Source organism: Amycolatopsis xylanica (assembly GCF_900107045.1).
GTDB classification, from domain to species: domain Bacteria; phylum Actinomycetota; class Actinomycetes; order Mycobacteriales; family Pseudonocardiaceae; genus Amycolatopsis; species Amycolatopsis xylanica.
In genome coordinates this window covers 1,103,481-1,115,272 of sequence record NZ_FNON01000003.1, presented here as the reverse complement: position 1 = coordinate 1,115,272, position 11,792 = coordinate 1,103,481, and the positions used below count along the sequence as shown (strand labels likewise).

At 68.1% G+C, this 11,792-nt stretch carries 16 protein-coding genes; 13 read left to right on the top strand and 3 right to left on the bottom strand.

Annotated elements, in window-relative coordinates:
• Positions 1 to 60 precede the first annotated feature (60 nt).
• On the top strand, positions 61 to 465 hold the full coding sequence (locus BLV57_RS18855; protein ID WP_091290293.1) for a RidA family protein: 405 nt from the start codon (positions 61 to 63) through the stop codon (positions 463 to 465).
• On the opposite strand, the gene BLV57_RS18850 is transcribed toward BLV57_RS18855, so the two are convergent.
• Complete coding sequence (locus BLV57_RS18850) at positions 455 to 1,303, bottom strand: PaaX family transcriptional regulator (RefSeq protein ID WP_091290291.1); 849 nt, start codon at positions 1,301 to 1,303, stop codon at positions 455 to 457. The two genes, BLV57_RS18855 and BLV57_RS18850, sit on opposite strands and share 11 nt — an antisense overlap.
• A gap of 77 nt (positions 1,304 to 1,380) precedes the next feature.
• Between BLV57_RS18850 and BLV57_RS18845 the strand changes: the two genes are divergently transcribed.
• Positions 1,381 to 1,959 carry a GNAT family N-acetyltransferase gene (locus BLV57_RS18845; protein WP_176968680.1) on the top strand — a complete coding sequence of 193 codons (579 nt, stop codon included), beginning with the start codon at positions 1,381 to 1,383 and terminating at the stop codon, positions 1,957 to 1,959.
• Positions 1,960 to 2,031: 72 nt separating this feature from the next.
• Here the strand turns inward: BLV57_RS18845 and BLV57_RS18840 are convergent, their stop codons facing one another.
• The gene (locus BLV57_RS18840; protein WP_091290287.1) at positions 2,032 to 3,603 is read right to left on the bottom strand and encodes an MFS transporter; all 1,572 of its coding nucleotides are present in this window, start codon (positions 3,601 to 3,603) and stop codon (positions 2,032 to 2,034) included.
• 95 nt (positions 3,604 to 3,698) lie between these two features.
• Here BLV57_RS18840 and BLV57_RS18835 point away from each other — a divergent pair, with 95 nt between their 5' ends.
• From BLV57_RS18835 to BLV57_RS43960, 10 genes are all read left to right on the top strand, one after another.
• The gene (locus BLV57_RS18835; protein WP_091290285.1) at positions 3,699 to 4,526 is read left to right on the top strand and encodes an SDR family NAD(P)-dependent oxidoreductase; all 828 of its coding nucleotides are present in this window, start codon (positions 3,699 to 3,701) and stop codon (positions 4,524 to 4,526) included.
• A 45-nt stretch (positions 4,527 to 4,571) separates the two neighbouring features.
• Positions 4,572 to 5,261: a cytochrome P450 family protein gene (locus BLV57_RS18830; protein ID WP_245757382.1), complete on the top strand. Its 690-nt coding sequence runs from the start codon at positions 4,572 to 4,574 to the stop codon at positions 5,259 to 5,261.
• A gap of 48 nt (positions 5,262 to 5,309) precedes the next feature.
• Complete coding sequence (locus tag BLV57_RS18825; RefSeq protein WP_091290283.1) at positions 5,310 to 5,666, top strand: PLDc N-terminal domain-containing protein; 357 nt, start codon at positions 5,310 to 5,312, stop codon at positions 5,664 to 5,666.
• 14 nt (positions 5,667 to 5,680) lie between these two features.
• Positions 5,681 to 6,085 (top strand): nitroreductase family deazaflavin-dependent oxidoreductase, encoded by a 405-nt coding sequence (locus tag BLV57_RS18820; protein WP_091290281.1) that lies wholly within the window; start codon positions 5,681 to 5,683, stop codon positions 6,083 to 6,085.
• A 214-nt stretch (positions 6,086 to 6,299) separates the two neighbouring features.
• Positions 6,300 to 6,509, top strand: coding sequence for a DUF397 domain-containing protein (locus tag BLV57_RS18815; RefSeq protein ID WP_091290279.1), 210 nt, complete (start codon positions 6,300 to 6,302; stop codon positions 6,507 to 6,509).
• A gap of 199 nt (positions 6,510 to 6,708) precedes the next feature.
• Positions 6,709 to 7,572, top strand: coding sequence for a helix-turn-helix domain-containing protein (locus BLV57_RS18810; RefSeq protein WP_176968679.1), 864 nt, complete (start codon positions 6,709 to 6,711; stop codon positions 7,570 to 7,572).
• A 273-nt stretch (positions 7,573 to 7,845) separates the two neighbouring features.
• Positions 7,846 to 8,520, top strand: coding sequence for a hypothetical protein (locus BLV57_RS18805; RefSeq protein WP_176968678.1), 675 nt, complete (start codon positions 7,846 to 7,848; stop codon positions 8,518 to 8,520).
• A 147-nt stretch (positions 8,521 to 8,667) separates the two neighbouring features.
• Positions 8,668 to 9,012, top strand: coding sequence for a YciI family protein (locus tag BLV57_RS18800; protein WP_091290275.1), 345 nt, complete (start codon positions 8,668 to 8,670; stop codon positions 9,010 to 9,012).
• A complete protein-coding gene (locus tag BLV57_RS43965) occupies positions 9,009 to 9,800 on the top strand; it encodes an RNA polymerase sigma factor (protein WP_245757381.1) in 792 nt (263 codons plus the stop codon). The genes BLV57_RS18800 and BLV57_RS43965 overlap by 4 nt, the downstream gene beginning before the upstream one ends.
• Positions 9,801 to 9,845: 45 nt before the next feature.
• Positions 9,846 to 10,277, top strand: a complete 432-nt coding sequence (locus tag BLV57_RS43960; RefSeq protein WP_245757380.1) for an RNA polymerase sigma factor — start codon at positions 9,846 to 9,848, stop codon at positions 10,275 to 10,277.
• Between the two features lie 57 nt (positions 10,278 to 10,334).
• Here BLV57_RS43960 and folE read toward each other — a convergent pair whose 3' ends face one another.
• Complete coding sequence (gene folE / locus BLV57_RS18790) at positions 10,335 to 10,934, bottom strand: GTP cyclohydrolase I FolE (protein WP_091290273.1); 600 nt, start codon at positions 10,932 to 10,934, stop codon at positions 10,335 to 10,337.
• A 174-nt stretch (positions 10,935 to 11,108) separates the two neighbouring features.
• Between folE and BLV57_RS18785 the strand changes: the two genes are divergently transcribed.
• Entirely contained in the window at positions 11,109 to 11,723 is a 615-nt protein-coding gene (locus BLV57_RS18785; protein ID WP_091290491.1) for a helix-turn-helix transcriptional regulator, read from the top strand.
• The last annotated feature ends 69 nt before the right edge of the window (positions 11,724 to 11,792 follow it).

Genomic DNA, 11,792 nt, shown 5'->3' with positions numbered 1-11,792 from the left:
AGACTATGTCGTAGCAAGTACGACCGTCAACGAGGCGATACATCCCGTATCCTGACCGGCATGGCCTTCGAGCGCATCAACCCCGCCGAGCTGGGCAAGCCGTCCGGGTTCTCCCACGCCGTCGTCGCGGACGGCGGCAAGCTGGTCTTCCTGGCCGGGCAGACCGCACTCGACGTGCACAACAAGATCGTCGGAGACGGCGTGGTCGAGCAGTTCGAGCGGGCGCTCGGCAACCTGCTGACCTCGCTGAAAGCGGCCGGGGGCGAGCCGGCGCAGCTCTGCTCGCTCACCGTCTACATCGTCGACATGGACGACTACAAGTCGCACGCGCGCGAGATCGGCGCGGTGTGGAAGCGGCTGGTCGGCACCGAGTACCCGGCGATGGCCGGGATCGGGGTCAGCCGCCTGTGGGACATCGAGGCGCTGGTCGAGGTGCAGGGCTACGCGGTGCTGCCTAGGGCCTGATCGTCTTCGCGACGTACTCGCGCGCGGCCCCTTCGAGCTCGGCGTGCAGCGTGAAGAACAGTTCGGCTGCCCGGATGCCCGCCCAGTCGTCGGGGAGCAGTTCGGCGGGCAGCCCTGGATCGAGATACGGCAGCCGCCGCCAGTCGGTGAGCACGGCGACGTAGTCCGTGAAGGCTTCGCGGTCGGACCGGTCGCGCCGATCCAGCACACCGGTGTGCAGTCGGAGGAAGTCTTCGTAGAGCTGTTCGAGCTCTTCGAGGTCCCACCAGTCACTGACCTTCTCGGTGAGCTCGCCGAACGCGATGTGCTCCGCCTGGAACAGGTTCGCGTACCCGTCGAGTTCGAGCCGCCGCAGCATTTCGACGGTCGCGTCCCGCAGGTGCGCTGGCGCGATCCACACCCCGGCGGACGCGGTGCCGAAGCCGAGCCTGGTCAGCTGGGAGCGGAGCACGTGACGGCGGTGCCGCTCGGTTTCGGGCACCGAGAACACCGCGAGCATCCAGCCGTCGTCGAGGGTCGCGCGCTGCTCGCGGAAGATGCGCTGGTCGCCTTCGCGGAGAATCTCCAGCGCCTCCGGCGAGAGTTCGTACCCCGCGGCGCCCGCGCGCCGGACCGCCTTGAGGATCCCGCGCCGCTTGAGCCGCGAGATCGACGACCGCACCGCGGGCTCGTCGATGCCCAGCTCGGCCAGCAGCGTGATGAGCGACGCGACCGAGAGCCAGCCGCCCTCGCTGCGGGAATACAGGCCGTAGACGGTCACGATGAGCTGGCGGGGCTGGGCGGCACGGCCCACCCCTTCGCCGCCATCCAGCTCGGTTGTTTCCGGTACGACCGTCACCCGCCCAAGATAACAAGTGCGTGTGCCAGCCGAGTGTCACTTTTGGCTACCCTCTTGGCAACTGGGAGGAGTCGGTGTTGGGCTGGTTCAGGCGGCGGCGTTGCCCGGCGAGCGCGCATCGCTTCCGCGTCGGCACGCTGGTCTTCCGCACTCCGACCGAGCTCGACAGCCTGGTCGCGGTGGCGGGCGCGAGCGACGACGAGGCGCAGCGCTGGCTGGGCTGGGAACTCGACCACATCGTGCTCGAGCCGCACCGCGATCGCTACCTGGCGATGGCGCCCGGCAGGGGCACGGCGTACGACCTCCGGGAAGACGCGATCGACCTCATCGCGATCCATCCCCGGCGCAAGCGGTGCGCGGGACTGGTCTCGGTGCATTCGGACGGTGAGCTCGGTGGCTGGCTGATGCCGGGATTCCGCGGCCAGGGACTCGGCGGCGAGCTGTTCAAGGCGGGGCTGGTGCTCGCACACGAGCACTTGGGGCTCACATCGGTGCGTGCCGGGGTCGAGACGACCAATCTGGCCAGTCAGGGCGCGTTGCGCGCGGCCGGGATGCGGCAAGTGGACGGTCCGCCGACGCATACCTTGCCGAACGGCCGGGTGATGTCGTCCTACTGGTTCCAGCACGAAGTGGCACAACCAAGGCGATGTTCTTGAGGTGAACGTTCTTTGAGGTGACGTTCTTGAGTTGACGGCCCGCTTCATCCGGCGGGCCGTCAACCGTGCCGATCAGGCTGCGACGAGTTCCTTGGCATCTTCGGCGTCGACCTCTTCCAGTGCGGTGGTGGCGGTGTTCTCGATGTGGCGGAGGAAGCCGACCGCGGCGGCCGCGGCGGCGAGCACGACGAGCGCCGCGACGATCGCGGCCGGGCGCATGCCGGCGACGAACGCCTCCTGCGCGGTGTGGACCAGCTGCTCACCCTTGCCCTGCGGCAGGTTCGCCGCGACTTCCTGCGCCGCGCCGAGCGTCTGGCGCGCGGCCACGGCCTGGTCGGTGGTGAGCCCGGACGGGGCCGTCTTGACCATGGTCGCGGTGTAGACGCCCGCGCCGACACTGCCGAGGATCGCGATGCCCAGCGCGCCGCCGAGCTCCTGGGCGGTCTGCAGCAGCGCCGAGACGCCGCTGGCCCGCTCGGCCGGGGTGGTCGCCATGACCATGTCGGTGACGATCGACATCACGACCGCGATGCCGACGCCGATGAGCACGGTGGCGCTGATGATCAGCGGGAGGTTCCGCGCGGTGCTGACCTGGGTGATGAGCAGGAAGCCCAGCGCCGCCACGGTGAAACCGCTCGCGATGATGTAGGCGGGACGGGTCCGCTGCGCGAGTTTCGCGGCCAGCGGGGCGACGACCGCGACGACCACCGGGCTGGCGAGCGTCCACATCGCGGCTTCGATCGCCGACATCTTCAGCACCTGCATGAGGAACTGGGTGGTGAAGATGCCGAACCCGACCATGCCGAACAGGCACACGAGCGCGATGGTGATCGAGGCGCCGAAGCCACGGTTGCGGAAGAGCGACAGTTCGATCATCGGGTCGGCCATGGTCGACTGGCGGCGCACGAACAGCACACCCAGTGCGAGACCCAGCGCGATCGCGGCGACCGGGGTCGCTTCGAGGCCGCTGACAGCGCTTTCCTTGACGCCCCAGATGATCGCGAGCATCGCGCCGAGCGACAGCACGGCCGAGAGCGCGTCGAACCTGCCGAGCGACGGGGCGCGGTACTCCGGCACCAGGATCGGGGCCAGCACCAGCAGCACGACCATCACCGGGATGTTGACCAGGAAGATCGAGCCCCAGGAGAAGGCCGACAGCAGCAGTCCGGAGACGACCGGGCCGAGACCGGCGCCCGCCGACAGCACGATGGACCACACGGTGATGGCGACGCGGCGCTGCTTGTCGTCGTGGAACATGTTGCGGATCAGGCCCAGCGTGGACGGCGCGAGCGTGGCGCCGCCGACGCCCTGCAGCGCACGGCCCGCGATGAGCAGCTCCGGGCTGGACGCGAAGGCGCAGGCGACCGAGCCGAGCCCGAAGAGGACCGTGCCCGCGATCAGGAGACGGCGGCGGCCGATCCGGTCGCCGAGGCCGCCCATCGTGATGAGCAGGCCCGCGAGCACGAACCCGTAGATGTCCATCATCCAGAGCTGCTGCGGGCCGCTCGGCCGCAGGTCAGCCGCGATGGACGGGATCGCGAAATAAAGGATGGTGATGTCCATCGACACCAAGAGCATGGGGAGTACCAGTACGGCCAGGCCGATCCACTCGCGTCGGCCCGCACGGGTTTCGGTGGTTGTCATGAGATCGACTATACAAGCGTCTGGAACGTGTGTATAGTACGACTGTGTAAGACGGAGATACGGACAACTCCCCACAACCCCAGGAGCGCAGAGACATGCAGAACCTCGCAGGCAAGACCATCGTCGTCACCGGTGCCAGCGCCGGGATCGGTGCCGCCGCGGCCCGCCAGCTGCACGCCGCAGGCGCGAACGTCGTCCCGGTCGGCCGGTCGGCCGACAAGACGGCCGCCATCGCCAAGGAGCTCGGTGTCGAAGGTCTTACGGTGGACTACACGAACCTCGCGGACGTGCGACGCCTCGCCGGTGAACTGCTCGAGCGCTGCCCGCGCATCGACGTGCTGGCGAACAACGCGGGCGGCCTGTGGACCCAGCGCAACATCACGGTCGACGGCTACGAGCAGACTTTCCAGGTCAACTGCCTCGCCCCGTACCTGCTCACCCGCCTGCTCACCGACCGGCTGCGCGAGAGCGGCGGCCGCGTGGTCATCACCACCTCGGACAACCACAAGACCGGCAAGGTCAACCTGGACGACCTCGACAGCGAGCAGGGCTACAAGTCGCAGAAGGCGTACGCCAACAGCAAGCTGGCCGCGGCCATCCTCAACCGCGAGTACGCCCGCCGCTACCCCGAGCTGGGTGTCGCCGACTTCCACCCCGGTGTGGTCGCCTCCGAGTTCTCCCGCGACATGAAGCTCATGCACGCCTTCGCGAACTCCCCTCTGGGCAAGCCGATGCGCCACTTCCTGACCAGCCCGGAGCAGGGCGCCGAGACCCTCGTCTACCTGTCGGGCACCACCGAGCCGCTGCACGGTGGCTACTACGTCAAGAGCAAGCCCGCCAAGCCGGCGAAGCTCGCCTCGGACGAGAACCTCGCGACCGAGCTGTGGGAGATCACCTCCCGCCGCGTCGGCCTGGTCGCCTGAACATATCGGTGAGCACCGACAATTCCTGGGCCTACGGTGCTCAGCATGATCGAAGCAAGAGAACTGCTGGCCGACCCGCGCTGCACACTCCCGCCTGTATTCGGTGGAGCGCCGGGAACCGTCGGCTGGTTGCGGACGAACGTCGCCCGGTTCAGTACCGGACAGGCCCACGCGCGACGTCGTTCGCTGGTGACGGAGGAACTCGCGGGCTTCGATCCCGCGTGGTTGCGCCGCGAGGCGTTCGACCGGACGACCGAGGCTGAGAACTCCGGTCCGGTCGACCTCAAAGCGATCGTGGTGGAAACACTCGCCGCGGCGCTCGGCCTTCCCGCCGGGCTTTCCGCGGACATCGCGATCGTCGCGAAGGTCTATCACCCCCATGTGGAAGCGACGTCCGTTGAAGACGCCGCTGTGGCACGCCTCGCCGAAGCCTGCGGCGGGGCGACGGAACACACCGCGGCCCGGATCGGCCTGCTCGTGCAGGCCTGTGACGCCACGGCCGGGCTCGTCGAGAACGCGCTCGACGAAAGCGGCGCCGCGGAAGAAGCACTCGCCGCCACCTTGCGCGAACGCCCGCCGGTTTCGATGACCAGAAGATATAAGGACGGGCGCCTGGTCGAGATCGATCTCGCCGGGGTGCCGTTCGGTCACGGCCCGAAAGCCTGCCCCGGGCAGGCGCACGCGCTGGCGATCGCGGCCGGGATTCTCGACGCGACGCGTCAGGCGATGTGCTAAGACTTACCGCGTCGCCGGAGGGGTGTTCCGGCTCTGGGAGGGTCTTTCATGCTGTATTTCGACGGGCTCGTCGGCGTGGTCACGCTCGGGCTCTGGATCTTTTGCCTCGTCGACGTCATCACAACCGAAGACGGGTCGTGCCGCAACCTGCCGAAGCTCACTTGGCTGCTGATCGTGCTGCTGATCCCGCTGGTCGGGTCGATCGTGTGGCTGGCGGCTGGCCGTCCGCAGACCGCCACGCGCGCACGCCGGACCCCGTATGAGCGCGACGCGCCGCGCTACCCCGAGTACGACCGGCCCGGCCGGTTCTCGGCGGCGGACAGCGCGTCCGACGAGGAGTTCCTGCGCCAGTGCCGCGAGCGCGCCGAGGCGCAGCGCCGCAAGGCACGCGGCGAGCAGGGTTAGGGCAGGATGATCCCATGAGCGACTGGAACGCGGGGATCATCAAGGAATTCAGGGAAAACGAGGGCAAGGTCGGCGGGCCGTTCGAAGGCGCGCCGATGGTCCTGCTGACCACCATCGGCGCCAAGAGTGGACAAGAGCGGACCACTCCGCTCGTTTACCTGGCCGAAGGCGACCGGCTTTTCATCATCGCGTCGGCGGCGGGCGCGGACAAGCACCCGGCTTGGTACCACAACCTGCTGGCCAACCCGATCGTCACGCTCGAGATCGGCACGGAGAAGTTCGAGGCCAAGGCGACGCCGCTGGAGGGCGAAGAACGCGCTCTGTACTACGGCAAGCAGGCTGAGCTCATGCCCGGTTTCAAGGAGTACCAGGAGAAGACGAGCCGGGTCATCCCGGTCGTCGAGCTCCGCCGCCTCTGAAGCACCCCTCGCGGCCCGGTTGCCGAGTCCTTTGTGGACTTGGCAACCGGGCCGCATGTGCATGTGCGCTTGCCGCGACCATCCGTGGTGATCAGCGCAGTGGTCTGATCCTTCTGCCTGCGCCGGGCTAGCTCTCTCGGCGGTAGTAAACGGTGGTTCACTCCTCATACCCTGAATCGGGTGTCGGCCCCAGGGGAGAAGCAGGAGAGTGCGCGTGGCACGTCGGAAGAGCGCGTTTGTGGTGGAAGTCGAGCCGTCCGGCCTCCGGTGGGTCAAGAGCTCGGTCAGTGCCAGCAGTACTGACGACTGCGTCGAACTCGCGATCTCCGATGCCGCGGTCATGGTGCGGGATTCCAAGGACCGCTCCGGCCCTCGGCTTGTTCTCGCTCCTGCCGCCTGGGATGGCCTGCTCAACGTTCTTTGACACGATGGTGTGACGTTTCCGCCAGTCGTTCCTTCATTCACTGTGGCGTAGGCCAGTATGTGCACGCGTCGTGGCGATTCGCCACATGTCCGAGATGAAACATTCACTTTGTCTTCGGCGATGTGCCTTATGCCCCGCTGCGCGCTACCATAGTGCCATGTGGCAGATTGCGATCTGCCGCTCAACGAGGAGGAACATGATGACCAGGGGTGAAACCCCCGTCGGCCAGCTTCGACGCCTGCGGGCCGTCCTGAAGCAGGAGCGTGAGCAGCTAGGTCTCACGCAACGCGATGTCGCCGATGCCCTCGATTGGTCCTCTTCGAAGCTGATCCGCATCGAGAAGGGGGTGGTGGGGATTTCGATCACGGATCTCAAGGCCCTGCTGCTCCACTACCGGATCACCGACGCCGATCGGGTCGAAGCGCTGGTGGAGCTGGCTCGCGCGGGCAAGAAGCCCGCCTGGTGGCAGGCTTACCGGGACATCTACGGCCAGCAGTTCCTCAACTTCCTGGGGCTGGAGGCGTCGGCTGTCGAGGTCAAGCAGTTCCAGGGACGAGTCATCCCCGGTCTGCTGCAGACGCAGGAGTACGCCACTGCTCTGATGAGCCAGTACCACGCTGATCCGGAGCGGGTCGAGCGTGGCACGGCGGTCCGCATGCGGCGCCAGGAGATCGTCGCGCCGGACGGCCCGGAAATGGTCTTCATCATGGATGAGGCGGTGCTGCGCCGCACGATGGGGAGCGTGGAGGTGATGCGCGGGCAGCTGCTCCGGTTGAAGGAGGTGGCCGCGCTGTCGAACATCGACGTCCGGGTGGTCCCGTTCTCCGCGGGCCCGCACAAGGGACTGGCCAGCTCCTTCGTTCTCTTCCGGCTCTCGGAGATCGAGAACGACGTCGTGCTGCTGCTCGAGATCCCGGACCAGGACATCCTCGTCGAGGAGTTCACCGACCAGACGAAGGACTACATCAGGATCTTCGACGAGCTCGAAGGGCTCGCGCTCACGGAGGACGACAGCGTGAAGCTGATCGACAAGATCTTGGCTGAGTTAGGGGAAAGCTCATGAGATGAGCGAAGAAAAGGGCGGCTCCTGCTGCAACAGAAGCCGCCCCGGAGGCAACTCGTCCGACCCGCGTGCATGCGGCAGGGAGTCGATGCCGTACGGGCTACCGTACCGCTGCCGAACCGCCTTGCCGACCCCGGTCACTCCAATGAAGGAGCCGGTCCTCGTGCGCCGACGCGAAATCGTTGGCACGCAAGGGCATCTGCAAAGTCGTAACGGTATTCGCGTTTGGTTTGCGGGGAGGTACACCATGAAATCCTGTCCCAGGCGGGCGCCGTGAACGTCCCGCTTCCCTGTCCGCCCAGGCACCGCACCGCCTTCGCGGTGGACATGGAAGGCTCGACCGCACACAACAACGTGGCCAAGGGCGGGCTTCGCGCGGTCATGTACGACCTGCTGGAGCGGAGCCTGGCCGAGGCCGGGATCGCCGAAGCGTTCCGCGAGCCGCTGATCGATCGGGGCGACGGAGTACTGGTACTCATCCAGCCCGTCGACGAGGTACCGAAGACGGTGTTTCTCAGCCACCTCATCCCGACGCTGAGCGCGCTGCTGACCGACCACACCCTCGACTATCCGGAGATGCGGCTGCGGATGCGGGCGGTGCTGCACGCGGGTGAGGTGCACTGCGACCCGCAGGGCTGGTTCGGCGAGACGCTGGACGTGGCCTTCCGCTTGCTCGACGCGCCGCAGGTGAAGCAGGCGCTGAAGAAGTCGGCGGATCCGCTGACGGTGGTCGTTTCGGACAGCATCTACTTCTCGATCGTCCGGCATGGCTACGCGGGCATCGACCAGCACGACTTCCAGCCCTCGGTGCAGGTCCGGGTCGCGGGCCGGTACCACCGCGGCTGGCTGCGGCTGCCCGCCACGGTGCCGAGGCAGCCGACGGCTGGCGATTTCCGGCGGCGGCGGTCGTTGATCCGGCTCCGGCCGCCGAGTTCGGCGGTCGGCTGAAAATCTTCACGGAGGCTGTCGAAACCGGCTCCGGCCGTTCGTCGTAGGGGTGGAGGACTCCTCGGCGGAAGGTCGCGGGCCGTGTCGGCGTGTGCGGATTCTGTCGGTGCCTCCGGGTAAGAAGAGATCAACAGAAAGGTCGATCCCATGGCCCAGTACGCGGTTCTGCTCTACTCGCCCGCTCCCGGCGATGACGCGGACGTGCCGCCCGAGGAGCTCGAGGCGCACATGAACCACGAAAACCAGGTGAAGGAGCTCGGCGGGTCGATCCTCGCGGGCGTGGCTCTGCAGCCGAGCACCACCGCGACGTCGATCCGTGGTGACGTCATCACCGACGGGCCGTTCGTCGAGTCCAAGGAGGTCATCGCCGGCCTGTACGTGCTCGAGGCGCGCGATCTGGACCACGCGCTGTCGATGGCCAGGCTCAATCCGGCGACCTGGCGTGGCGGTGTCGAGGTGCGGCCGTTGCTGGGCCTCGAACTCAGGCCGTGAGTCTCGCCGAAACCGCGGTCGCGGACGCGCACCGTCGCGAGTGGACATTCGTGCTCGCCGCGACGGCGCGCGTCACGCGCGACTTCGACCTGGCCGAGGAATGCGTCCAAGAGGCGTATTTGTCGGCGCTGGAAGCGTGGGAACGCGATGGCGTGCCCGCGAGTCCTGGCGCCTGGCTGACCACGGCGGCCCGGCGGCGCGCGCTGGACATGGTGCGGCGCGACCAGACGCTCAAGAAGAAACTGCCACTGCTCATCGAGCCGGAAGAGTCCGAGATGGACATTCCCACCGAACACGCGGTGCCGGACGACCGGCTCCGGCTGATCTTCACCTGCTGCCATCCGGCGCTGGCACGGGAAGCGCAGATCGCGCTGACCCTGCGGCTGGTGTGCGGCGTGACCACGGACGAGATCGCGAAGGCGTTCCTCGTCCCCGATTCGACGATGGCCGCGCGGGTGACCCGCGCCAAGAAGAAGATCGCCGCCGCCCGCATCCCGTACCGGGTGCCGTCGGCGAGTGAGCTGCCGGACCGGCTCGACGCCGTGCTCACCGTCGTCCACCTGCTCTACACGACCGGTCACACCGCCCCCGCCGGCGACCGGCTCGTCCGCAACGACCTGGTCGAGCGTGCGCTGGACCTGGCGCGGGTGCTGCACACGCTGATGCCGGACGAGCGTGAGGTGCGCGGGCTGCTCGCGCTGCTGATGGTCACCGACGCCCGGCGCGCGACCCGCACCGACGCCGAGGGGCGCCTGCTCCTGCTGGAGGAGCAGGACCGGTCGCTCTGAGACCACGAGGCCATCGCGGCGAGCCATGAGCTGGTCGTCGGCGCCTTGCGTGGCGGGAACGCGGGCCGGTTCGGGCTGCAGGCCGCCATCGCCGCGCTGCACGCCGAGGCGCCGAGCTTCGCGGAAACCGATTGGTCCCAGATAGTCACGCTGTACGACGCGTTGCTCAAGATCTGGCCGTCCCCGGTCGTCGCGCTCAACCGCGCGGTCGCGGTGTCCATCGTGGACGGTCCGGCCGAGGCGCTCGCGGAGATCGAAGGGCTGGAAGCCGACGGCAGGCTGGCCGGGTATCGCTATCTCCCCGCGGCGAAGGCCGATTTCCTGCGACGGCTCGGCAGGCACGCCGAAGCGGCCGACGCCTACCAGGCCGCGCTCGGCCTCACGGAGAACGAGGCCGAGCGCGCGTTCCTGACCGGCAGGCTCACAGCGTCGCGGACAGCCCGAACGCGGGAAGGAGGTCCGGCGGAAAAGTCGTGATCTCGGCGATCCGGCCGTCTGCCGGTGAACGAGCCGGGCATGCGGAACACATCGGTGCTACGCGTTCACCCCGGTCAGCGCGAAGAACTCCTGCCGCGAGCGTGAGTCCGACCGCAGCGACCCGAGCAGCGTGGAGGTGACCGTGCTCGACCCGACGGCCTGCACACCGCGTAAGGTCATGCAGTTGTGCTCGGCCTCGATCACCACACCGACCCCCTTGGGCGAGAGCTGGTCGTTCAGCCAGTCGGCGACCTGCTTGGTCAGCCGCTCCTGCACCTGCGGGCGGCAGGCGAAATGCTCGACCACCCTGGCCAGCTTCGACAGCCCGAGTATCCGCTCGCCCGGCAGGTAGCCGACGTGCGCGACGCCGACGAACGGCAGCAGGTGGTGCTCGCAGACCGACCGCACCGGGATGGCGCGGGCGAGCACCAGCTCGTCGTAGCCTTCCTCGTTGGGAAACGTCGTCAGGTCGAACGGCCGGGGCGTGAACAGCTCGGCGTACGCCTTCGCCATCCGGCGGGGAGTGCCCTGGAGACTCTCCGACTCGGTCGAGATGCCCAAAGCCTGGAGGAACGCGGCCGCGGCCACTTCGGCGGCGGCGAGGTCCACGCCCGTGTCGGGTTCATGGACGACGCGCAATGCGGAACTCGCGTGCATGACCGGTCTCCTCCGTGGACGTGGTTTCGCCAATGAATCTTGGTCTTATTCGCGTAACCAGTCAAGGCTGTCGCTTGCGGTAATCAGCGTTGGCGTTATCGTGAGCAGGTGACGGACGACCCCCAAGCGCAGATCAGGGCCGTCGCCGCGCTGGAGGATGACCTGCGTCACGGCATGTACGCGTTCATCCGGCAGGCGCGGCGGCCGGTCACGCGCGACGAGGCCGCGGCCTCGGTGGGCATCTCACGCAAGCTCGCCGCGTTCCACCTGGACAAGCTCGTCGAGGCAGGCGTGCTGCGATCAAGCTACGAGCCCGCGGGCAAGGTCGGGCGCGCGCCCAAGGTCTACCGGCCGTCGGAAACGGACATCCGGATCAGCATCCCGCCGCGCAGGCCCGACATGCTGGCCGAGATCCTGCTGGACGCGGTGCTCACCGAACGCGACGGCGAGACCGCCCGCGACGCCGCGCTGCGGGGTGCACGCGCCCGCGGTTCGGCGCTCGGCCAAGCGGAACGCGAACGTTTGCGCACCGGGCGGCTGGGCGCCGAACGCGCGCTGACCGTCGCCGCCGGGATCCTGCAGCGGGCCGGATTCGAGCCGGCGCGGGAAGCGCCGACCTGTGTGCGGCTGCGCAACTGCCCGTTCCATCCACTGGCTGCCAAGGCGCCGGGCCTGATCTGCGGGATCAACCAGGCGTTCCTCGCCGGGCTGCTGGGCGCGCTCGAGGCACCCGCCGAGGCCGTGCTGAGCCCGCGCCCCGGCGAGTGCTGCGTGGAGCTGCGTGCCTAGCCGCTGTCGACAAGTGGCGAAGAATTCTCGTACCCGTGAGCGTGGCCGTGGAAAATGCGCCATCATGAC